The sequence below is a fragment of the Hylemonella sp. P2_B10 genome (assembly GCF_056404875.1).
In genome coordinates, this window is sequence record NZ_JBFUDE010000002.1 from 923,584 (window position 1) to 944,618 (window position 21,035).

The window sequence follows — 21,035 nt, forward strand, 5'->3', positions numbered from 1 at the left end:
ACATGCCCCCATGCGCGCCCTGCTGCTGACCTTTTCCTGGCAGGAACTGCGCCAGCACCCCTGGCGCAGTGGTGCCGCCGTGTTGGCGGTGATGCTGGGTGTGGCGCTGGCCTTCGCGGTGCAACTGATCAATGCCTCGGCGCTGAGCGAATTCGCCAGCGCGGCTCACGGCGTCAGCGGTGAACCGGACCTGGAACTGCGCTCCAGCCTGGGCACGCTGGACGAACAACTGTTCCCCTGGCTGGAAAGCCAGGAACAGGTGGCGCTGGCCAGCCCGGTGCTGGAGCTCAACACGCTGGCGCGGCGACAGGTGACCAGCACAGCACCCGACACGACGATCAGCACCGCCAACAGCGCCCTGCCCGTGCGCGTGCTGGGCGTGGACGCGCTCAAGGTGGCCGCCGTGGCGCCGGCCTTGCTGCCCCGGTTGGCGCAGCAGCCCGCGGGCGGCCTACCCAGCCCTGGCCAGTTGTTCGCACCCGACAGCGTGTTCCTGAACGCCGCCGCGCACCAGGCGCTGGGGGTGGATGCCGGTGGAGGCCCAGGTGCCGGGACCATTGCATTGCAAGTGAACGGCCAATGGCGTGAGCTGCGGTTCGCCGGCACGGTGGCCGCACCAGGTGCGGCGCTGCTGGTGATGGACATCGGCGCGGCGCAGGACCTGTTTGGCAAGCTGGGCACGCTGTCGCGCGTCGCGCTGCGGCTGAAAACCGGCGTCTCCACGCACGAAGCGCTGGCGCAGTTGCAGGCCTCGCCGCAATGGCCGACCCACTGGCTGGCCACGCGACCGGGTGACACCGATACCCGCCTGGGCAACCTGTCGCGCGCCTACCGCGTCAACCTCACCGTGCTGGCGCTGGTGGCGCTGTTCACCGGCTCCTTCCTGGTGTTTTCGGTGATCTCGCTCAGTGTCGCCAAGCGCGCGCAGCAGTTCGCGCTGCTGGGGGTGCTGGGCCTGTCGGGCAACGAGCGCCTGCGCCTGGTGCTGATCGAGTCCGCCGTGCTGGGCGCCGTAGGCAGCGTGCTGGGTCTGGGGCTGGGCACGCTGCTGGCGGCTGTGGCCTTGCAGCAGTTGGGCGGCGACCTGGGCGGTGGCTACTTCAGCGGCGCCGCGCCAGCGCTGCAATGGAGCAGCCAGGCCGCCGTGCTGTACGGCCTGCTGGGCGTGCAGGCGGCACTGTTTGGCGGCTGGTGGCCAGCCCAACAGGCACAGACGCTGCCGCCAGCGCAAACCTTGAAAGGCGTGGGCCTGGCACAGGCCGGCGAAGGCGATGCGCGCTTGGGCCTGCTGCTGGTGGCTGCCGCCGCCGTGCTGTCGCAACTGCCGCCAGTGGGCGGCCTGCCGCTGGCGGCCTACCTGTCGGTGGGCTTGCTGCTGCTGGGCGGCATTGCGCTGCTGCCCTGGGGCGTAGCCGGCGTGCTGCAGCGCCTGGCCGCGCCGGCCGGCCGTCATGTGCTGGCCATGCTGGCGCTGGAGCGGGCGCGGCGCGTGCGCCACAGCGCCGCAGTGGCCATCAGCGGTGTGGTGGCCGCGCTCAGCCTGGCGGTGGCGCTGACGGTGATGGTGGCGAGTTTTCGCGACTCGGTGGTGCACTGGCTGGACAGCGTGCTGCCGGCCGACCTGTACGTGCGCACGCAGCCCGCCGGTGGCCTGGATCGGCCCGCGCTGCCGCCGGAACTGGTGCAGGCCATCGGCGGCATCTCTGGCGTGCAGCGCATCAGCGCCCAGCAAAGCCGCGCACTGTTGCTGAGCCCCACACAACCGGCCGTGTGGCTGCTGAGCCGGCCCGAGCCGGCCACCACGCTGCCGCTGCGGGCACCCGCATTGCCAGCGCCGGCGGGCAAGACCGCCATCTACGTCAGCGAACCCATGCTGGACCTGTATGGCGCCCGCGTTGGCAGCGACTTCGCCCCGCTGGCCCCGCCCATGCAGGCATTGGCGCAGCGCGCGGGCGAGGCACCGCCGGTGTTCTTCGTCGCTGGCGTCTGGCGCGACTATGCCCGCCAGTTTGGCGCCATTGCGCTGGCGCAGCCTGACTACCACGCGCTCACTGGCGACCCCAGCAACAACGAGCTGGCCATTTGGCTGGCCGAGGGTGCTAGCGCTTCAGCCGTGCAGCAGGCGATACGCGCGCTGGCGGCGCAGTCGCCCTTGCCCGGTGGCGAACTGGAGCTGGCCAGCACCGCCCAGTTGCGCGCGGTGTCGCTGCGCATCTTCGACCGCAGCTTTGCCGTCACCTACTGGCTGCAGGCCGTGGCCATCGGCATTGGCCTGTTCGGCGTCGCGGCCAGCTTCAGCGCCCAGGTGCTGGCGCGGCGCAAGGAATTCGGCCTGCTGGCCCATCTGGGGCTGACCCGCGCACAGGTGCTGACCGTGGTGGCAGGCGAAGGCGCCGCCTGGACCGCAATGGGCGCGTTGGCCGGCCTGGGCCTGGGCTTGATGGTGTCGCTGGTGCTGGTGAAGGTGGTCAACCCGCAGAGCTTCCACTGGAGCATGGACCTGGTGCTGCCCTGGGCGCGGCTGGCGGCGCTGTGCGCGGCGGTGGTGGTGGCGGGCACGCTGACCGCCTGGTTGGCGGGCCGTGCGGCGGCGGGGCGCGATGCGGTGTTGGCGGTGAAAGAGGACTGGTAGGCCTGCCCTCAATCGCCCAGCGACTTCAGGAACTGCTTCAGCTCCGCCGTCTGCGGATTGCCAAACAGCTGCTCCGGCGGCCCCATCTCATGCACACGGCCCTGGTGCATGAAAATCAGGCGGTCGCTGACCTTGCGGGCAAAGTTCATCTCGTGCGTGACCATCAGCAGCGTCATGCCTTCCACCGCCAGGCTTTCCACCACGCGCAGCACCTCGCCCACCAGTTCCGGGTCCAGCGCGGAAGTGATCTCGTCGCACAGCAGCACCTGGGGCTCCATCGCCAATGCACGGGCGATGGCCACGCGCTGCTGCTGGCCGCCGGAGAGCTGGTCCGGCCAGGCGTCAAACTTCTCGGCCAGGCCCACGCGCGCCAGCAGCTTGCGCGCCTGCTCCTCACCTTCGGCCGCAGCCCGTTGCTTCACCAGCTTGGGTGCCAGCATGACGTTTTTGCCCACCGTCAGGTGCGGAAACAGGTTGAAGCTTTGGAAGATCATGCCCACGTGCTGGCGCAACTCGCGCATGGCTTCGGGTTTGTCGTGCAGCAGCGGCTTGCCGTCCACCGTCAGCGTGCCAGCCTGGAAGGTCTCCAGCCCATTGATGCAACGCAGCAGCGTGCTCTTGCCCGAGCCGCTCTTGCCGATGATGGCGATCACCTCCCCGGCGCGCACCTGCAGGTCGATGCCCTTGAGCACCTCGTTGGCGCCGAAGCTCTTGCGCAGTTGCGCGATCTCCACGATGTGGCGCGCGCGCGGTTCAGCCATGGGCTGCATGCTGCCTCCTCTCCAGGGTCTTGGCGAAATAGCTGATGGGGTAGCACAGCACGAAGTACAGCGCGGCCACGCAGGCGTACACCGTGAAAGGTGCGAAGGTGGCGTTGGTGATCATGGTGCCGGCCTTGGTCAGCTCGATGAAGCCAATCACCGAGGCCAGCGCCGTGCCCTTGATCACCTGCACCAGGAAGCCCACGGTGGGCGGGATGGCGATTTTCAAAGCCTGCGGCAGCACCACGTAACGCAGCTGCTCGCCAAAACTCATCGCCAGGCTCTGCGCCGCCTCCCACTGGCCTTTGGGAATGGCAGCGACGCAGCCGCGCCAGATCTCGGTCAGGTAGGCACTGGTGTACAGCGTCAACGCCACCGACGCCGCCACCCAGGCCGAGGTGTTGATGCCGAACAGCGCAATGCCGAAGTACGCCAGGAACAACTGCATCAGCAACGGCGTGCCCTGGAACACCTGCACGTAGCCGCCCAGCACCGTTTGCACCACGCGCCCACCGGCCAGCCGCGCCACCAGCAGCAGTGCACCGACGATGCCGCCGCCAACGAAGGCGATCAAGGACAGCGCCACCGTCCAGCGCAGCGCCAGCAACAGGTTGCGAAAGATGTCCCAGAGTGAGAAGTCGACCATCGCCTGCGTCCTTGTGGCTATCTGCCGAAGATGAAACGCGGGCCGGCCCAGTTCAGCAACCGGCGCACGCCGACAGCCAGCAGCAGGTACATGCCGGTGACGATGATGAAGGCCTCGAAGGCGCGGAAATTGCGGCTTTGAATCAGGTTGGCCGCATGGCTGAGTTCGGGCGTGGAGATCTGCCCGCACACCGCCGAGCCCAGCATCACGATGATGATCTGGCTGACCAGCGACGGCCACACCTTGCGCAGCGCCGGCGGCAGCACCACGCGAATGAACACCTGGGCACGCGTCAGCGCCAGGCTGAGCGCGGCCTCCACCTGGCCCTTGGGCGTGGCCTCAATGCCGGCGCGGATGATCTCGGTGGCGTAAGCCCCCAGGTTGACCACCATGGCAATGATGGATGCCGCCTCGGGCGACAGGCGCACCCCGGCCGCCGGCAGGCCGAAGAAGACGAAGAACAGCTGCACGATGAAGGGCGTGTTGCGCACCAGTTCCACATACAACCCCACCACCCATTTCAGCCAGGCCGGGCCACTGGCGCGCGCCCAGGCGCAGGCCACACCCACCACCACGCCAATGACGGTGGCCACCGCCGTCAGCCCCAAGGTCCACACCAGCCCGGCCAGCAGCAGCGGCCACTGGGCCAGCACGGCCAGGAAGTCCAGTTGGATGCGCATGGGCGAGGTGAGCGCTCAGTCAGCAGTGCGTGTGGCGTGATGCGTCAGTTTCACTGCGGCAGGTCACCCGCCGGGCGTCCCAGCCAGCGCAGCGCCAGCTTGTCCAGTTCGCCGCTCTTCTTGGCGTCCAGGATGATGTCGTTGACCTTCAGACGCAGCTTGTCTTCACCCTTGGCCACGCCGATGAAGTTGGGGCTGTCTTTCAGCAGCAGCTTGTACTCGGTGCCCAGTTGCGGGTTGCGCGCCATCATGTTGCCGGCCACCGAAGCGCCCGTGGCGATCAGTTGCGTCTGGCCGGCGAGGAAGGCTGCCACGGTGGCGTTGTTGTCCTCAAAGCGCTTGATGTCCACGCCAGATGGCACCAGCTTGGTCAGCTCCTGGTCTTCCATGGCACCGCGCGTCACCGCCACGCTTTTTCCCGCCAGGTCGCCAAAACCCTTGATGGGCAGGCTCTTGGCGGCAAACACCGCCTGGAAAAATGGCGAGTAGGCAAACGTGAAGTCGATCACCTTTTCGCGCTCCGCATTCTTGCCCAGCGTGGAGATCACCAGGTCGGCCTTGCGCGTTTGCAGATAAGGGATGCGGTTGGCGCTGCTCACCGGGGCCAGCTCCACCGCCACGCCCAGCTTGGCGGCGATCAACTCGGCCATGGCGATGTCCAGGCCCTGCGGCTTCAGGTCGGTGCCGACAAAGCCGTAGGGCGGGTAGTCGGTGGGGATGGCGATGGTGATCTTCTTGGCCTTCAGGATGTCGTCCAGCGCGTTCTGCGCCTGGGCCGGAATGGTGACTGCCGCCAGCGCGGCCAATGACAACAGCCAACCTGGCAAACGCTTGGAAATTCGCATGACCTGTCTCCTGACAAATGGAAAATGATTGAGGCGCTTGAGCATGGCCACCAAGCCGGCAAAGCGCCTGTGGCAGGTAGACGCAAAAGGCATGCCGCCTGCTATGCACCAAAATGGTTCGCCCGCACAAGCAGCGCCGTGAGGGCGCCAAAACCGGGCCCGCCGCGCCGAGGGCTAAACCCCAACCCGGCCGTGTTTGGCCACCAGCCTGACCACGGTGTTCCAGACCCGTGTGCTGGCCGGGCAGCCCAGTTGGCGCTCCAGGTAGGCGTTCGGGCTGCCGGGCGTCTTGCTCAGCTTGCGCGCCACGCTGAACACGTCGCTGCCCACGACCTGCAGCAGTTCCACGTCCTGGCGGTTGGAGACACGCGGCACCTGCTCGGGCACTTGCACACCGTCACCCAGGAAACTGACGCAGCAGGCGTAGACGCTGTCGACGTCAATACCCGCAAACGGTTGGCTCTCGACATGTCGGGCCAATTCGTCCAGGGTGCGCAGGAAGGCCGGCTCCTTCAGGCCGCACACATGGGTCAAGCGCTGGTGCGCGTCACGCAGCAGCCGCCGCGCACGGGCGCGACCCCCTGGGGCTTCGAACACCAGGGTGCCATTGGTCAGGAAAGAGGTCGCGGTGGCGGCACCGGCCTGCAGGAAGGCATCCTCCAGCTGCGCCCGGCTGGGGCAATGGGGACGGCCCAGGTTGACATTGCGAAAGAAGACGGCGTATTTCATGCCACCAGATGCCCGTCACCGGGCATGTCAGAAGGTGGTTTCGCGATCCAGGTGCACGCGGGCCGGCAGAAAGATGGAAAAGATTGCGCCGCCATCGGACATATTGTCCGCCACGATGCGCCCGCCATGGGCATCCATGATCTTGCGGGAGATGGCAAGGCCCAAGCCTGTGCCGCCTGAGCCATCTTTGGTGATGCTGGATTGCACGAAGGCATCGAAGATTTTTTCCGTCTCTGCAATGGGAATGCCCACACCATGGTCGCGCACGCTGATGCACACCTGCCTGTGGCTAACCAACAGGCGGCCCCGCACCTCGATGACGCCCCCATCAGGTGAGAATCTCACTGCATTGGCAACGACATTGCGCACCACTTGGCCAAAGCGCACCGGATCCACTTTGGCAACCAGGGCGCCCGGACCCAGATCGATCTCCAGACGCAATTGCCGTCCGGCCAACTGAGGGCGAAACTCCTGCAGTACTGCCTGCACCAGCGCACGCACATCGGCACGTTCCAGGCTGATGGCGCCCACCGCGCTCTCGATCTTTGACACGTCCAGCAGATCGTTGACCAGCGCCAGCATGCGCTGACCAGCGGCGTGGATGTCGTTGAACATGCCCAATAGCCTGGGTTGGTCCTGCCCGCGCGCCATGCCCAACTCCGAAAAGCCCAGGATGGACTGCAATGGCGTGCGCAGTTCGTGGCTGATGTTGGCAATGAATTCAGACTTGGCGCGCGAGGATTCTTCGGCCGCATCACGCGCCTCGCGGGTGGCCCGCTCAGCCTCGCGGAATTCACTGACGTCCATCATGGTGCTGAGCAGGCTGGGCGGGTTCTCCTCGTCACCAGCCACCAACACCTTGGTCACCACCACATCGCGCACCGAACCATCACGGTGCCGGACCGCCGCTTCGTAGCGCAGGCTGCCGCCGTCGCGCCACAGTTGGGCATCGCGCTGCGCATGCAGGGCAGCGTCGGCTGCCGACATGAAGTGCTCGCCGCGTCGGCCCACCACGTCCTCGCGCTTGCGGCCCATGAACTCTTCCCAGGCGCGATTCATCGTCAGGTAGTGTCCTTCACGGTCCATCGTTGCCACAGGCTGTGGGCTGATTTCCTGCAGCAAGGCGACAAAGCGCAACTGCCGCTGCAGTCCGTGCTGGGCGGCAATGCGCCCTGTCACATCCACTGCGCTGCCGGCAAAGCCGGTGATGCCTTCGCCATTGCGCAACGGCACCACGGCAATGTCAAAGCGATGCAATTGCCCCTGGGCTGACAACATCGCGGCGGTGGTGGTGCGCACACCCTGGCCACTGTCCAGGCTGAACAAGGCAGCCACGGCGGCACGGTCAACGGGCTCCACCATATCCTGCAATGCGTGGCCCTGCGCCTGCTGCGCACCCTCGCCACGCAAAGCAGCCCAGCGGTCATTCACATAGCTGATGCGGCCCTGGCTGTCGGTGCGAAAGAGCAACTCCTGCACGCTCTTGACGAGGACGCGCAACTCCTGCTCGCGGCGCGCCACATCCATACGGGCTTCGTCTAGCTCCTGCTCCGCAGCCTCACGTGAGCGGAAGCTGCGGTGCGCCATCCACGTCACCCCCACCAGGAACAGGACCACCAAACCGGCGGCCAACACGAACCAGCGCACGGCTTCCCACCAGGTGGCCACGCTGTCTTCATAAGGCTGCTCCACCAGCACGAGCACAGGGCGGTCCTTGGCCAATCGGAAGGCCACCACCTGAACGGCCGGCGCCACACCCTGCCCCACATAGCTCGCATGCTCAACACGCGGCAGGTAGCGGGAAAAAACCGGGTGCGCAGCCAGCGACGCACCTGGCGCCAGGGAATTCGGTCCGCTGCTGGCCAGCACCTGTCCCTGGTAGTCCGTCATGTAGGCGGCACTGTGCGGATCGTTCACCGTCAGTACCTGGAAGCTGGAGAACGAATCGGGATTCAGCAAGGCCACCAGGTACAGCAGCTTGCCATTTGGAGCGCCGATTCCGCGGATGATGGGGATGAAACCCACGCCCGCCATCGGCTTGCCGGTGGCGGGAGCAGCCAGGGACTGCAGGCTACGCCCCGGTGTGAACCCCCCCAGCGCCTCCTGCCCCGTACCCGGCAGGCGGCCCAGACGCGACGGATCAAGCACGGTGCCGGTGTTGGTCGGCAGGGAGCTGGCCACGATGCGCCCGTCGGCATCCAACAGGTCTATTTCACGGACAAACGGCAAGGCAACCAGGGCCTGCGTCATCAGTGTCTCGGTTCGCGGGCTGGCATAGTCCGATTCCGTGTACACCAGCTGACCAGACAAATACGCCAGCAGCACCGATGCGGCGCCCACGCTGCGCGACGCATGGTCGGCGAGCACCCGGGCCTGCAGTTCGCCCTGGTTGCGATCGGCATCCAGGGTCAAACGGTATTCATGCCAGGCCAGCAAGGCCACAACAGCCAGCACCGCCACAGACAACAGGCCACCGACCACAGCAGCGGCCCGGGACAGGCTGTGCGAACGCGCGCGCTTGAGCACCGTGTGCGGCATCACCAAAGCCCTGGCCTCAGTCCGACACGACGATGGGCAGCAGGCCGTGGCGCTGGGCGGCCTGTCGCAGGCGACCATCACGCTTGATGCGTGCCACGAACTCATCCAGCTGTGCCAGCCAAGCCTCATCGCCAGGCTTGATGGCATAGCCATAGGGCAGCACGTGGAATGGCGAGGGCGGCGCGATCAGGGTGGCCCAGTCGGCATTGCTCAGCAGACGGCGGCTGTACGGGTAATCCGTCATGAAGACATCGATGCGACCGGCCTCCAGTTCGGCCTCGCGGGTGATCGGCGGCTTGATCACAACCATCTGCGCCTGCTTCAACGCGGCTTTCATCACCGGTTCCATGAAGGTGCCAGCCTGCACACCCACCAACACGCCGGGCTTGTCGATATCGGCCCACTGGCGGACCGCCCGGTTGCTCTTGGTGCTGACCGCGTAAATGTCGCTTTGCATATAAGGCCGCGTGAAGCGCAGTTGTTGCGCGCGCGCCGGCAGGATGCCCACCGCGAACATCGCAACATCACAACGGTCACCCTTGAGGTCATCCACCAAAGTGACGAACGAGGAATCCACGTGCTCCAGCTTGAGCTTCAGCTCGCGTGCCAGCTCGACCGACAGGTCAATGTCCACACCCTCCAACTGCCGGGTGTGGGGGTTGCGATGGGTGACGCCATAGTAGTCAGGCCAGATGCATACGCGCAAAACACCTGAGGATTTGACCCGTTCGGCGACCGCGCCGGCCGACGCCGGCCCAGCGAACGACAGGGCAGCAATGGCTGCGAGCACGGCCGCCTGAAATCCAAGGCGCAAATTGAAACTCATCGAGAAATCTTTCTGTGAGGGGGCAGATCGCCGTCAACCACCGCGGGCCAGATCGGCAAAGCTGGGACGGGTGTGGGTCACATGTTGGCGAAGCGCGATCAGTTCGGAGGCGTTGCGCAAGAAGGTGTCCACGACCAACGGGTCAAAGGCATGGCCGCGCTGCTCCGTCATCATGCTCAGCGCCACCTCGTCGGCAAAAGCAGGGCGGTAGCAGCGGTCCATGGTCAGTGCATCGAAGTAATCGGCCACCGCCACAATGCGGCCCGACAACGGAATGTCCTCACCCTTGAGTTTGTTCGGGTAGCCCTTGCCGTCCCAACGCTCATGGTGGGACAGCGCCACCTCGGCGGCCAATTGGAACAGCGGAATGCGCGAGCGCCCGAGTATGTCGGCGCCCATCTGGGCATGCTGATCCATGATCTGACGCTCGTCAGGCGTGAAGCCACCCGGCTTTTTCAGCACGTTGTCGGGTATGCCGATCTTGCCGATGTCATGCATGGGCGCGGCCTTGCGCAGCATCTGCGCCGCCTGGCGGTTCTGACCCAGAAGCAGCGCCAGCGCCTCGCTCAGATAGCCGATGCGGATGATGTGCACGCCGGTGTCGTCATCCTTCAGGTCTGCGGCCAGCGACAGGCGGAACAAGGCCTCATGGTGGGCGTGTGCCACCTCCTCCAGGGCCTCATTGCGTTCCCGGTACATGCGACCGAAGTCGTCAATCATGCACTCCATCTGCCGACTGGCGGCCTCGGAGAAGCTGTTGCTGCCCGGTTCGCCCAGCGGTGCGGCGGCAGTGGCCAGAAAATCACTCATGTCGCCTCCAGCTGCCGGTTGACCTGTTCGATCAACTGCAAGGGACTGAACGGCTTGACCATGTAGGCATCGGCACCGGCGTTCATGCCGGCCTCCAGGTCCTCGCTGCGCCCTCGCGCAGACAGCAGGATCACCCGTGGCCTGGGTGCGCCGCTCTTCAGGATGCGGCACAAGTCCAGCCCATTGAGCTTGCCCGGCATCATCACATCAAGCAAAACCAATTGCGGCGACAGCAGAAGTGCCATGTCCAAACCTTCGTCGCCATTCTTGGCCTCGAATACCTGGCACGACTCCAGCTCCAAGGTCATACGTATCAGCCGGCGAATGTCACCGTGGTCTTCAATGATCAAAATCTTCTTCACAAACGCTCCACGGACAACATCGATCCAATTTCATGTATCATATATATCAATTTAATCAATTACAAGCTTTTTTTGAAAAGTTGATGAATTTAGTAAGATTGACGCATGAATTTGAAGCGACACCCCCATGCCTGAAACGACCGACCTGAGCACATTGGAGGCCGCCCGGTTGCTGGGGTTGGCCGTGAGATCGGTTCAACTGATGGTGGACAGGGGTGAATTGCAGGCCTGGAAAACGCCTGGAGGGCATCGCCGCATCACCCGGGAGTCGGTGCTGCGATGGCGTGATGGGGAGCGCAGCGATGCACAGGCGGCTCAGGTGACGCGACCAGGCGTGCTGGGTGTGGCCCCTGCACATCCCGTCGTGTCAAGCGACATCCCGTTGGTGGCATCCGTGGGGCCTGCGCGGGTGCTGTTGATCGAGGACTCGGTGCATTTTCAAAACCTGGTCAGCCTGCTGGTGCGCCAGCAGTTCCCGCAAGTGGTGCTGGAGATCGCCAGCGATGCCATCGCCGGTCTGGCCACGGCAGGGCGCTTTCAGCCCGACGTGCTGATCGTGGACATCCTGCTGCCCGGCATAGACGGCGCCACGCTGATCACGAGCCTGCGCACTCACCCACAGTTTGAACACCTGCAGCTGATCGTCATCACCTCACTGGATGAAGACCAGCGCAAGCCCTACAGCTTTGCGCTACAAGGCGTACCGGTCATCCACAAGCCATCCCTGGTGGCACAACTGCCGGGCCTGCTGAACCAGTGCCTGCAAGCCAGCCCACGGCTGGCAACGGTCTCCCCGGCATGAACAGACCCCGGGTGTTGCTGGTGGAGGACGATGCCTCCCTGCGGCGCTTCGTGGGTATGGCGCTGGAAGAGCAACCGCTGCAACTGCTGCAGGCTGACACCGTGGCGGTCGCGCTGCAACTGCTGGCTGCCGAACCCGTGCATTTGATCATCACGGACTTGATGATGCCAGGCGAATCCGGGCTGGATCTGTTGCGCCATCTGCAGCGGCAACCGTTGCTGCGCGCCGGCGCACACGTGGTGGTGATGAGCGCCGGCCTCACCGCCGAGATGCGCGAGCAGTTGCGCCCGTTCGACGTCTGGCGCCAGTTGCAAAAGCCAGTGTCGCTCACCGACCTGCGGGCTTGTGTGCGCGACGCGTTGGCAGCCGTCGGGATGACCATGAGCACGCCAGCAGTCCCGGACGCCTCACGCCTGTCCACATCGCAGCTGGAGGCTGTCCGGCTGTACTTCGGCAGCGACAATGCTTTGTTCACCACCTATCTGGCCGCTTGTCGAGCACAGTTCCCACACGATGTGACGGCGGCAGACGCAGCGCTGATCGCGGGAGACGCGGCGACCTTGCGGCGCATCGCCCATAGCTTGAAAGCCGTATTGCAGTCCATCGGCTGCCCTGGGATGAGCGCACAGGCCCGGGACCTGGAACAGGCCTGCGCCACGACCGGGCTGGCACCGCCGGCTGGCGATTTGTGGCAGGCCCTGAGATCGGCGCTGCTGCACGAAGCGTCCGTTTGATGCGTATTCGGTGGGTTAACTCTAGAATTGATAAAAATGGCGTTACAGTGACACTCCGCACGTCCTTACCGGCCACAACCGGCGCCTTCACACCGCTGCGCAGGCGGCTGTTGCAGGCGGCGGCAGGATCCGCAGTTACCGTGCTCGGCAGCCCGGCTGCGGCAGTGCAAGCTGGCCGCGCACTGCAGTTTCCGCAGGACATGGGCGCCCACCCGGACAGTCAGACCGAGTGGTGGTACCTGACCGGCCACGCGCGCGGCGACGGCCGGGACTGGGGCTTTCAGATCACCTTCTTCCGCTCGCGGGTGGCGGCCACACAGGCACTGAAGTCGCGCTTTGCCGCCAAGCACCTGGTGTTCGCGCACGCGGCGCTGACGGATGTGCAGGGCAAGCGGTTCTGGCATGACCAGCGCATCGCCCGCTCGGCCGGCCTGGCCGGCTTTGACGGTGCGCTGGCCGAGGAAGGCGACACCCGGGTGCGCCTGGGCGATTGGTCGCTGACGCGCGACGGCGGCGACGGCCGGCGCACGCCGCGCTACCTGGCCAAGCTGGGCACCGCGCAATTCGCGCTGGACCTGCAATTGACGGCGCAACAGGCGCCGCTGCTGCAAGGCCAGCAAGGCTGGTCGCGCAAGGGGCCTGGCCCCGAGCACGTCAGCGGCTACTACAGCGAACCGCAGCTGGCCGTCAGCGGCAAGGCCAACTGCCAAGGCCGCGACATCGCGCTGTCGACCGGCAGCGCCTGGCTGGACCATGAATGGAGCGACACGCTGATGCCACCCGGCGCCGTGGGCTGGGACTGGCTGGGCATGAACCTGTTCGACGGCAGCGCGCTGACCGCCTTTCGCCTGCGCGACGCCAAGGGCAACCCGGTGTGGGACGGCGGTTCGTTCCGCGGCCCCATGAAGGCCGCCGGCCAGAGCAACTACATCTTCTCGCGCGGCGAGACCGACTTCAAGCCCCAGCGCCACTGGACCAGCCCGCACAGCGGCGCGAAATACCCGGTGGAGTGGCTGGTGCGCACGCCGGCCGACTTCTACACCGTGCGCGCGCTGGTGGACGACCAGGAGCTGGACAGCCGCAGCTCCACCGGCGCCATCTATTGGGAAGGCCTGAGCGACCTGCTGGACAGCCAGGGCCGGCCCGTGGGCCGTGGCTACCTGGAAATGACCGGCTACGCCAAGCCGCTGACGCTGTGAGCCTTGAGCCTCGCGCCGCTCGCACGACATAACTCGACATAGGCCGGCTTGCAGACTGGCCACATCACCCCCATATCGCCATCCATGAGCTCCAGTTCCGAACGCGCCAAGGCCGCCTCCCCCCAATCTCTCAGCGGCCTGTTGCCCTTCCTGCGGCCCTACCACGGTCGCATCTTCCTCGCCGGGCTGTTCCTGCTGCTGGCGGCCGCCGCCACGCTGGTGTTTCCGCTGGCGCTGCGCGGGTTGATCGACGGTGGCCTGGCCACGCCCGACAAAGGCGCCCAGGTGATGGCCATGCGCGAGCATTTCGGCTTCCTGTTCGCGGTGGCGGTGGCGCTGGGGGTGTTTTCCGCCGCACGCTTCTACACCGTCAGCTGGCTGGGCGAACGCGTCACCACCGACATCCGCAATGCACTGTATGCCCATGTGCTGAAGCAAAGCCCTGAGTTCTTCGAGACCACGCAGACCGGTGAGGTGCTGTCTCGCCTCACCGTGGACACCACGCTGGTGCAGACCGTGGTGGGCTCCTCGCTGTCCATGGGGCTGCGCAACCTGGTGATGGGCGTGGGCGCCTTGGGCATCCTGGTGTGGACCAATCCCTATGTGATGTTTCAGGTGCTGGGCGGGCTGGTGCTGATCGTGTTGCCCAGCATCTGGTTTGGCCGCCGCGTGCGCAAGCTCTCAAGGGCCAGCCAGGACCGCGTGGCCGACTCCAGCGCCATCGCCGCCGAGGTGCTCAACGCCATCCCCGTGGTGCAGAGCTACACCGCCGAAGGCCGCGAGGCGGCGCGCTTCGAGGCCTCCACCCGCAACGCCTTCGCCACCGCCATGCGCCGTGCCACCACCCGCTCGGCGCTGATCTCCTTCATCATGATCGCCACCAGCGCGGCGCTGCTGTGGGGCCTGTACCAGGGCACGCAAGCGGTGATGGCCGGGCGCATCACCGCCGGCCACCTGGGGCAGACGGTGATCTACGTCATCATCCTGTCCGGTGCCTTCGCAGTGCTGGGCGAGGTGTATGGCGACCTGCTGCGCGCCGCCGGCGCCACCGAGCGGCTGATGGAGCTGCTGGGCAGCCAGTCGCCCATCACCTCGCCCGCCCGGCCGGTGGCGCCGCCGCCGCTGCAAGGCGGCAGCTCGGTGCGGTTTGAACGCATCCGCTTCAACTACCCGTCGCGTCCCAACCAGGCGGCGCTGAGCGACTTCTCACTGGCCGTTCAGCCTGGTCAGACGGTGGCCATCGTCGGCCCCAGCGGGGCGGGCAAGAGCACCGTGTTCCAGTTGCTGCTGCGCTTTTACGACCCGCAAGCCGGCGACATCGTGCTGGACGGCGTGGCCACGCGCGACATGGCCTTGCACGACCTGCGTCAGCGCGTGGGCATCGTGCCGCAGGACGCGGTGATCTTCTCCAGCAGCGCGCTGGAGAACATCCGCTACGGCAAGCCCGAGGCCACGGACGACGAGGTCAAGGCCGCCGCGCAGGCGGCCTTCGCGCACGACTTCATCACCGCCCTGCCTGAGAGTTACGACACTTTCCTGGGCGAGCGCGGCGTGCGCCTGTCGGGCGGCCAGCGCCAGCGCATCGCCATCGCCCGCGCCATGTTGAAGAACCCGCCGCTGCTGCTGCTGGACGAAGCCACCAGCGCGCTGGACGCCGAGAGCGAGCGCATGGTGCAGGCGGCGCTGGAGTCGGCCATGCGCGGGCGCACCACGCTGGTCATCGCGCACCGGCTGGCCACGGTGCAGAAGGCCGACCACATCGTGGTGCTGGACCACGGCCGGCTGGTGGAACAGGGCACGCATGCGCAACTGGTGGCCCAGGGCGGCGTGTACGCCGGACTGGCGGCGCTGCAATTCAACATCTGAGTTTGTGGCGTCGCCCTTACCTGGCAATGCAGCGGGCTGAGGGCTGCGCATTTGCAAAGGCCGATGGCCTTCCTTGAAGCCCGCAATCGAAGAGAGTAGACTGCAAAAGCAGCCTATTTCTGGAGATTGCCATGGACGTCAAATCCGCCACCTACAGCGCCCCTACGCCGCCCCCCAAGGCCAAACAGGTGCAGGAACCCACGCCCGAGCAAAAAAAGGCGCAGGCCAAGCAGGAACAACCGCAGCAGGCTGAACAACGCCCGAACAAGCCTGTGGTGAACACCCAGGGCCAGACCACGGGCCGCCTGGTCAACACCACCGCCTGAAGGGCGGCCGCAGAAGAAGGCAGGTCACGCATGGCCGCCGTCTCATCCGCCACCGGCGCCACCACACCCGGCGTCAACCTGAGCGCGCTGCAGTCCAAGCTGCAGCAGGCGCGGCAAGAGGCCGCGCGCGCCGAGGACAACCTGGCCAGCCTGCAGGACCAGACCGAAGAGGCCCAGCGCCAGGCCGAGACGTCGCAGCGCAATGTGGCATCGCTGCAAGGCCAATCGCAGCAAGTGCAAACCCAGGCCAGCGTGGACAACGTCAACCAAGTGTCCACAGAGGTCAAGAGCCTGTTGGCCAAGTCACCTTCACCGGCCATAGGCGCCTATGTGAAGCTGGCCGACGATGCGGCACGCCAAGGCTTCAAATTGCAAAGCGGGCCGACGGCGCAGCTGTTCGTCAATACCCAAGGGCAAAACACCGGGCGCATCGTCAGCGTGACGGCCTGAATGTGACCCCCACGGTCGCGCACTTCGTGTAGCTCCCTGGACAGGCCCTGGCCAGAGGCCAAGGCTCTTCAGCCCGTCCAAGCCTGCGCAGGCAGGCTCGGAGCCGCGGGCTTCAGCCCCTCGGGGCCGCGTTTTGCCTTGGGGCGGCCCGGCGGCAAAACATCTTCAGTCGAAGTTATAAAATTTTTGCATAGTTTTGCAAAAACTCGGCCTTGGACAAAGCACCGGGCCAGGCCTACAGTGCGGCGCTTGACTGTTCCCATAAGGATTTGTTGATGACGACCCCCAACGGACTACCGTCCGCTGCCCTTTCCCCGAATTCCCCGGCCGGCGCCTCGCTGACCTCCTCCCACATCCCCTCCTACCTGCAAGCCGACCAGCTCGGCCCCTGGGGCGACTACCTGCAGCAGGTGGACCGCGTCACGCCCTATCTGGGCCACCTGGCGCGCTGGGTGGAGACGCTGAAGCGCCCCAAGCGCATCCTGGTGGTGGACGTGCCCATCAACATGGACAACGGCACCGTGGCCCATTTCGAGGGCTACCGCGTGCAGCACAACACCTCGCGCGGCCCCGGCAAGGGCGGCGTGCGCTTCCACCAGGACGTGACGCTGTCCGAGGTGATGGCGCTGTCGGCCTGGATGTCGGTGAAGAACGCCGCCGTCAACGTGCCCTATGGCGGCGCCAAGGGCGGCATACGCGTGGACCCGAAAAAGCTGTCCATGGGCGAGCTGGAGCGCATGACGCGCCGCTACACCAGCGAAATCGGCATCATCATCGGCCCGACCAAGGATATCCCGGCGCCCGACGTCAACACCAATGGCCAGATCATGGCCTGGATGATGGACACCTACTCCATGAACGAGGGCGCCACCTCCACCGGCGTGGTGACCGGCAAGCCGGTGGACCTGGGCGGCTCGCTGGGCCGCCAGGACGCCACCGGGCGCGGCGTTTTCACCGTCGGCGTGGAAGCCGCCAAGCACATTGGCATGGACATCAGCAAGGCACGCATTGCGGTGCAGGGCTTTGGCAACGTGGGCGGCGTGGCCGGCCGCTTGTTCGCCGAGGCCGGCGCCAAGGTGGTGGCGGTGCAGGACCACGGCGGCACGCTGTACAACGGCGCCGGCTTGGACGTGCCGGCGTTGCTGGCCCACGTGGCGCAGTACGGCAGCGTGGCCGGCTTTGAGAAAGCCGAAGTGCTGGCGAACGACAAGTTCTGGGACGTGGACTGCGACATCCTGATCCCGGCGGCGCTGGAGCGCCAGATTACCGAGGCCAATGCCGGGCGCATCAAGGCGAAGATGATCATCGAAGGCGCCAACGGCCCGACCACGCCGGCGGCGGATGACATCCTGCAGGAGCGCAATGTGCTGGTGTTGCCCGACGTGATTGCCAACGCCGGCGGCGTGACGGTCAGCTACTTCGAGTGGGTGCAGGACTTTTCCAGCTTCTTCTGGAGCGAGGACGAGATCAACGCCCGCCTGGTGCGCATCATGAAGGAGGCCTTTGCGGCCGTCTGGCAAGTGGCGCAACAGCACAAGGTCAGCTTGCGCACCGCCACCTTCATCGTGGCCTGCACGCGCATTCTGCATGCGCGCGAGATGCGCGGCCTGTATCCTTGAAACCTTGCGGGACAGACCAACGCGTAGCGTTGCTCTGTCCTCAACACTTTGTCGGATGTCCGGCTGTCCTTGCGGGACAGACCACCGCGAAGCGGTGCTCTGTCTTCAGCACTTCAGCTACCTGGCGCCGTCCAACCCGGCGCGCACGGTGCTGTCGGCAAAGCCCAATTCGTCGCTCTGACGGGCGGCGCCAAACAGCGCCTCATGCAGGCTGGCCAAGTTCATCAGCGCATCGATCACGCGCGGGTTGAAGCCCACGCGGGTGCGCCCGGTACCGTCGCAGCCCTCCAGCATCAGCCGGTTCAAGTAGCCCAGGCACTCGGGGAAGCCCCAGACCGCCCGCACGGCTACGGCAATGCGGGGGTGCTGGGCGTCCAGCAGGGCCAGGGCATCGTTCCTGCGCTGTTCGGGGCTCTTTTCCTCCAGCCCCATGGGTCGGGTGGCGTCCCCGGCTTCCTCCAGCGCAGCGGGCCGCGTGGACGCGTTGCCGCGCGACACGGCGGCATCCATATCGGCCATGGCACTGTTCCACATACCCCAGGCGGTTTCCGGGTCGGACAGGGTGACTTCCACGCCGCCCATGCTCTCGGATGAGCGGCTGAGGTCGGCTTGGCGCGGTTGCGCGTGGGTGGGAAAAGCGGCGCCCATGATGTGGTCCTTGCGAGGCGGATGGTCCGGTGGCTGTTGATGTGGGGTTGGACACCCCAGCGTAGCGCCAAGTTCCACCGCCAGCTGCAGCCGCCAACGTCGTCCGCACCACATCTGCACGCAATTTGCGGCAAATTCCGTGAAATTTGACCGCTTCTGGCGAGTTATTGAAGCTGGCGCTTGAAAGCCTCGGGCAACGGCAGCGGCATCACCTCAATGCCCTCTTCCATCAACGCCTCGGTCTGCTCGGGTGTGGCCTGGCCGCGTATGCCACGCTGCTCGGTCTCGCCATAGTGCATCTTGCGCGCCTCTTCGGCAAAGGCGTCGCCCACGTCGTCGGTGTTGGCCACCACGCGCTTGGCCATGGCCAGCCAGGCCGCCTGCAAGGCCATCTCGGGCGAGGCAGGTGCCACGACAGCCTGCTTGCTGCCCTGCGTCGCCTGGGCAGGGTCACGGTGGTGGCCCAGGCTCAGGCGCGGCGCGCTCAGCAGCTTGGTGATGGCGCGGCTGGCGCACACCGGGCATTCCACCAGGTCACGCGCCAGCTGGTCGGTGAAATCCTGCTCGGACGCAAACCAGCCCTCAAAGCGGTGGCGTTGGTCACATTGCAGGTCCAGAACTTTCATGGTCCGATCGATTATCCGCAACTTGGATGGCCGGCGTCGCGTCAGGCCTAAATTGCCAGATCCAGGGCCTGCCAACAGGCTCTAATCCCGGTGCTTCAGCAGGTAGCGGTACGCAAAGCCGGGAAAGGCGAAGGTGATGAACAAGGCGCCGGTGATGGCGTAGAACTCCCACCCCTGCGGTGCCATCTGCCCGGCCCGATGCTCAAGCAGCCACCCCAGGCCAATGGCCACCCAGTAGAAAACCATCAACTCGACCAGGCGGGTGGCCAGGTTCTTGGGGCTCTTCAACGGGATCAGCACCAGCAAACGCTGGCTGACAAACGGCAGGTTGGCCGCGACCAGCGCAACCAGCAGCACCAGCCAGACGGACGCGGTTTGCGGAGACACGCGGAAACGAAACTATGAGAGCCTGATGAACGCTGGCACAGCGCCCATCAGGTGCTCATCATCTTGGCCACGGCATTGGCGCACAACGTCACCAGGCCACCGGGGAACAGGCCCAGGATCAGCACCAGCGCGCCATTGACGGCCAGCACGGCACGCACGTCCATGCCGGCAGACACGGTGGTGGCGGTGATGGGTGCGTCAAAGTACATGACCTTGACCACGCGCAGGTAGTAGAAGGCGCCTATCAGCGACATCATGACGGCGAACACCGCCAGCACGATGTGCGCCGTGTGCCCCGAGTTCAGCAGCGCCTGCAGCACCGACAGCTTGGCATAGAAGCCCACCATGGGCGGGATGCCGGCCAGCGAAAACAGGCAGATGGCCATGACGCCGGCGTACAGCGGACTGCGCTGGTTCAGGCCGGCGAAGTCAGCGATCTCCTCGCTCTCGAAACCCTCGCGCGCCAGCAGCAGGATGACGCCGAAGCTGGCCAGCGTGGTCAGCACATAGGACACGACGTAAAACATGGCCGAGCCGTAGGCGTCGCCGCCGGACATGGCCTTGCCGTCGATGACGCCGGACATCAGCCCCAGCAGCACGAAGCCCATCTGCGCGATGGTGGAGAAGGCCAGCATGCGCTTAAGGTTGGTCTGGGCGATGGCCGCCAGGTTGCCGATCAGCAGCGAGGCAATGGACAGCACGGCCAGCATCTGCTGCCAGTCGATGGCCAACGGGATCATGCCCTCGACCAGCAGGCGTATGCAGATGGCGAATGCCGCCAGCTTGGGTGCGCCGCCAATCATCAGCGTGACGGCCGTGGGCGCGCCCTGGTAGACGTCGGGAATCCACATGTGGAACGGCGCCACACCCAGCTTGAAGGCCAGGCCAGCCACCACGAACACCAGGCCGAAGATCAGCACCTGGTGGTTGACCTGGCCAGAGGCGATGACCTTGGCGCAGGCGTTGATGTCCAGCGTGCCGGTGGCGCCATACAGCATGGACAGGCCATACAGCAGGAAGCCCGAGGCCATGGCGCCCAGCACGAAGTACTTCATGGCCGCCTCGGTGGCGGTGGCGTTGTCGCGCCGCAGCGCCACCAGCGCATAGCTGGACAGCGTCAGCAGCTCCAGGCCCAGGTAGATGACCAGGAAGTTGTTGCCCGAGATCATCGTGAAGATGCCCAGCAGCGCGAACATGCTCAAGCTGAACAGCTCACCGCCGCGCAACATGTCGCGCTCGCTGGCATAGGGCCGGCCGTAGACCAGCGTGACCATCACCGCGATGGTGGCGAAGCACTTCAGCCAGTTGCCCATCTGGTCGCTGACCACCATGTGGCCAAAGCCATAGACCGTTTCGCCGCCACTGGCGTACACCGCCTGCACCCAGGCCACGCCGATCAGAGTTGCCATGGTCAACGCGTACGTCAGCGTGCGCTTCTTGGTGGTCACGCCCAGGTCGACCAGCAAGATCACGCAGGCCATGACCAGCAGCACCAGCTCAGGGTAAACCGAGATCCAACTGAGTTTGTCTATCATCTTTTTCTCGCAAT

21 protein-coding genes are annotated in these 21,035 nt (G+C 65.7%); 8 read left to right on the forward strand and 13 right to left on the reverse strand.

The genetic code is table 11. The annotated features are described in order from the left end of the window. Window positions 1-10 precede the first annotated feature (10 nt). Complete coding sequence (locus AC1DX2_RS12105; protein ID WP_477196588.1) at window positions 11-2,632, forward strand: FtsX-like permease family protein; 2,622 nt, start codon at window positions 11-13, stop codon at window positions 2,630-2,632. Between the two features lie 8 nt (window positions 2,633-2,640). Here the strand turns inward: AC1DX2_RS12105 and AC1DX2_RS12110 are convergent, their stop codons facing one another. The 9 genes from AC1DX2_RS12110 to AC1DX2_RS12150 all read right to left on the reverse strand — a co-directional run bounded on the left by AC1DX2_RS12110 (window position 2,641) and on the right by AC1DX2_RS12150 (window position 10,829). Further along, complete coding sequence (locus AC1DX2_RS12110; RefSeq protein WP_477196589.1) at window positions 2,641-3,402, reverse strand: amino acid ABC transporter ATP-binding protein; 762 nt, start codon at window positions 3,400-3,402, stop codon at window positions 2,641-2,643. After that, window positions 3,386-4,039: an amino acid ABC transporter permease gene (locus tag AC1DX2_RS12115; protein WP_477196590.1), complete on the reverse strand. Its 654-nt coding sequence runs from the start codon at window positions 4,037-4,039 to the stop codon at window positions 3,386-3,388. Before AC1DX2_RS12115 ends, AC1DX2_RS12110 begins: the two co-directional genes overlap by 17 nt. A 17-nt stretch (window positions 4,040-4,056) precedes the next feature. Continuing rightward, window positions 4,057-4,719 carry an amino acid ABC transporter permease gene (locus tag AC1DX2_RS12120; RefSeq protein ID WP_477196591.1) on the reverse strand — a complete coding sequence of 221 codons (663 nt, stop codon included), beginning with the start codon at window positions 4,717-4,719 and terminating at the stop codon, window positions 4,057-4,059. A 50-nt stretch (window positions 4,720-4,769) separates the two neighbouring features. Continuing rightward, window positions 4,770-5,564, reverse strand: coding sequence for a transporter substrate-binding domain-containing protein (locus AC1DX2_RS12125; protein WP_477196592.1), 795 nt, complete (start codon window positions 5,562-5,564; stop codon window positions 4,770-4,772). A gap of 174 nt (window positions 5,565-5,738) precedes the next feature. Next, window positions 5,739-6,293 carry a DUF1697 domain-containing protein gene (locus tag AC1DX2_RS12130; RefSeq protein WP_477196593.1) on the reverse strand — a complete coding sequence of 185 codons (555 nt, stop codon included), beginning with the start codon at window positions 6,291-6,293 and terminating at the stop codon, window positions 5,739-5,741. 27 nt (window positions 6,294-6,320) lie between these two features. After that, window positions 6,321-8,831, reverse strand: coding sequence for a sensor histidine kinase (locus tag AC1DX2_RS12135; RefSeq protein ID WP_477196680.1), 2,511 nt, complete (start codon window positions 8,829-8,831; stop codon window positions 6,321-6,323). A gap of 16 nt (window positions 8,832-8,847) precedes the next feature. Then, a complete protein-coding gene (locus AC1DX2_RS12140) occupies window positions 8,848-9,657 on the reverse strand; it encodes an ABC transporter substrate-binding protein (RefSeq protein ID WP_477196594.1) in 810 nt (269 codons plus the stop codon). A gap of 33 nt (window positions 9,658-9,690) precedes the next feature. After that, window positions 9,691-10,467: an HD-GYP domain-containing protein gene (locus AC1DX2_RS12145; protein ID WP_477196595.1), complete on the reverse strand. Its 777-nt coding sequence runs from the start codon at window positions 10,465-10,467 to the stop codon at window positions 9,691-9,693. Further along, the gene (locus AC1DX2_RS12150) at window positions 10,464-10,829 is read right to left on the reverse strand and encodes a response regulator transcription factor (RefSeq protein ID WP_477196596.1); all 366 of its coding nucleotides are present in this window, start codon (window positions 10,827-10,829) and stop codon (window positions 10,464-10,466) included. The genes AC1DX2_RS12145 and AC1DX2_RS12150 overlap by 4 nt, the downstream gene beginning before the upstream one ends. Before the next feature lie 127 nt (window positions 10,830-10,956). On the opposite strand from AC1DX2_RS12150, the gene AC1DX2_RS12155 reads away from it, so the two are divergent. The 7 genes from AC1DX2_RS12155 (at window position 10,957) to AC1DX2_RS12185 (ending at window position 17,825) form a co-directional block, all read left to right on the forward strand. Next, window positions 10,957-11,631 (forward strand): response regulator, encoded by a 675-nt coding sequence (locus tag AC1DX2_RS12155; RefSeq protein ID WP_477196597.1) that lies wholly within the window; start codon window positions 10,957-10,959, stop codon window positions 11,629-11,631. 20 nt (window positions 11,632-11,651) lie between these two features. After that, entirely contained in the window at window positions 11,652-12,365 is a 714-nt protein-coding gene (locus tag AC1DX2_RS12160) for an Hpt domain-containing protein (protein WP_477196681.1), read from the forward strand. A gap of 140 nt (window positions 12,366-12,505) precedes the next feature. Further along, the gene (locus AC1DX2_RS12165; RefSeq protein ID WP_477196598.1) at window positions 12,506-13,564 is read left to right on the forward strand and encodes a lipocalin-like domain-containing protein; all 1,059 of its coding nucleotides are present in this window, start codon (window positions 12,506-12,508) and stop codon (window positions 13,562-13,564) included. An 84-nt stretch (window positions 13,565-13,648) separates the two neighbouring features. Beyond that, complete coding sequence (locus AC1DX2_RS12170; RefSeq protein ID WP_477196599.1) at window positions 13,649-15,430, forward strand: ABC transporter transmembrane domain-containing protein; 1,782 nt, start codon at window positions 13,649-13,651, stop codon at window positions 15,428-15,430. Between the two features lie 131 nt (window positions 15,431-15,561). Continuing rightward, window positions 15,562-15,756: a hypothetical protein gene (locus AC1DX2_RS12175; RefSeq protein ID WP_477196600.1), complete on the forward strand. Its 195-nt coding sequence runs from the start codon at window positions 15,562-15,564 to the stop codon at window positions 15,754-15,756. 30 nt (window positions 15,757-15,786) lie between these two features. Next, window positions 15,787-16,206, forward strand: coding sequence for a hypothetical protein (locus AC1DX2_RS12180; protein WP_477196601.1), 420 nt, complete (start codon window positions 15,787-15,789; stop codon window positions 16,204-16,206). Between the two features lie 275 nt (window positions 16,207-16,481). Continuing rightward, window positions 16,482-17,825, forward strand: a complete 1,344-nt coding sequence (locus AC1DX2_RS12185; protein WP_477196602.1) for a Glu/Leu/Phe/Val family dehydrogenase — start codon at window positions 16,482-16,484, stop codon at window positions 17,823-17,825. 117 nt (window positions 17,826-17,942) lie between these two features. On the opposite strand, the gene AC1DX2_RS12190 is transcribed toward AC1DX2_RS12185, so the two are convergent. The 4 genes from AC1DX2_RS12190 to nuoN form a co-directional block, all read right to left on the reverse strand. After that, window positions 17,943-18,473: a hypothetical protein gene (locus AC1DX2_RS12190; protein ID WP_477196603.1), complete on the reverse strand. Its 531-nt coding sequence runs from the start codon at window positions 18,471-18,473 to the stop codon at window positions 17,943-17,945. 164 nt (window positions 18,474-18,637) lie between these two features. Then, complete coding sequence (locus tag AC1DX2_RS12195) at window positions 18,638-19,099, reverse strand: DUF1178 family protein (RefSeq protein ID WP_477196604.1); 462 nt, start codon at window positions 19,097-19,099, stop codon at window positions 18,638-18,640. A gap of 81 nt (window positions 19,100-19,180) precedes the next feature. After that, window positions 19,181-19,486: a DUF2818 family protein gene (locus tag AC1DX2_RS12200; protein WP_477196605.1), complete on the reverse strand. Its 306-nt coding sequence runs from the start codon at window positions 19,484-19,486 to the stop codon at window positions 19,181-19,183. Between the two features lie 47 nt (window positions 19,487-19,533). Then, window positions 19,534-21,021: an NADH-quinone oxidoreductase subunit NuoN gene (gene nuoN / locus AC1DX2_RS12205; RefSeq protein WP_477196606.1), complete on the reverse strand. Its 1,488-nt coding sequence runs from the start codon at window positions 21,019-21,021 to the stop codon at window positions 19,534-19,536. Between the last annotated feature and the right edge of the window lie 14 nt (window positions 21,022-21,035).

Coding starts and splice junctions, on each gene's coding strand:
- AC1DX2_RS12105 (WP_477196588.1), top strand. CDS start 11: ATGCGCGCCCTGCTGCTGACCTTTTCCTGGCAGGAACTGCGCCAGCAC.
- AC1DX2_RS12110 (WP_477196589.1), bottom strand. CDS start 3,402: ATGCAGCCCATGGCTGAACCGCGCGCGCGCCACATCGTGGAGATCGCG.
- AC1DX2_RS12115 (WP_477196590.1), bottom strand. CDS start 4,039: ATGGTCGACTTCTCACTCTGGGACATCTTTCGCAACCTGTTGCTGGCG.
- AC1DX2_RS12120 (WP_477196591.1), bottom strand. CDS start 4,719: ATGCGCATCCAACTGGACTTCCTGGCCGTGCTGGCCCAGTGGCCGCTG.
- AC1DX2_RS12125 (WP_477196592.1), bottom strand. CDS start 5,564: ATGCGAATTTCCAAGCGTTTGCCAGGTTGGCTGTTGTCATTGGCCGCG.
- AC1DX2_RS12130 (WP_477196593.1), bottom strand. CDS start 6,293: ATGAAATACGCCGTCTTCTTTCGCAATGTCAACCTGGGCCGTCCCCAT.
- AC1DX2_RS12135 (WP_477196680.1), bottom strand. CDS start 8,831: ATGCCGCACACGGTGCTCAAGCGCGCGCGTTCGCACAGCCTGTCCCGG.
- AC1DX2_RS12140 (WP_477196594.1), bottom strand. CDS start 9,657: ATGAGTTTCAATTTGCGCCTTGGATTTCAGGCGGCCGTGCTCGCAGCC.
- AC1DX2_RS12145 (WP_477196595.1), bottom strand. CDS start 10,467: ATGAGTGATTTTCTGGCCACTGCCGCCGCACCGCTGGGCGAACCGGGC.
- AC1DX2_RS12155 (WP_477196597.1), top strand. CDS start 10,957: ATGCCTGAAACGACCGACCTGAGCACATTGGAGGCCGCCCGGTTGCTG.
- AC1DX2_RS12170 (WP_477196599.1), top strand. CDS start 13,649: ATGAGCTCCAGTTCCGAACGCGCCAAGGCCGCCTCCCCCCAATCTCTC.
- AC1DX2_RS12175 (WP_477196600.1), top strand. CDS start 15,562: ATGGACGTCAAATCCGCCACCTACAGCGCCCCTACGCCGCCCCCCAAG.
- AC1DX2_RS12180 (WP_477196601.1), top strand. CDS start 15,787: ATGGCCGCCGTCTCATCCGCCACCGGCGCCACCACACCCGGCGTCAAC.
- AC1DX2_RS12185 (WP_477196602.1), top strand. CDS start 16,482: ATGACGACCCCCAACGGACTACCGTCCGCTGCCCTTTCCCCGAATTCC.
- AC1DX2_RS12190 (WP_477196603.1), bottom strand. CDS start 18,473: ATGGGCGCCGCTTTTCCCACCCACGCGCAACCGCGCCAAGCCGACCTC.
- AC1DX2_RS12195 (WP_477196604.1), bottom strand. CDS start 19,099: ATGAAAGTTCTGGACCTGCAATGTGACCAACGCCACCGCTTTGAGGGC.
- nuoN (WP_477196606.1), bottom strand. CDS start 21,021: ATGATAGACAAACTCAGTTGGATCTCGGTTTACCCTGAGCTGGTGCTG.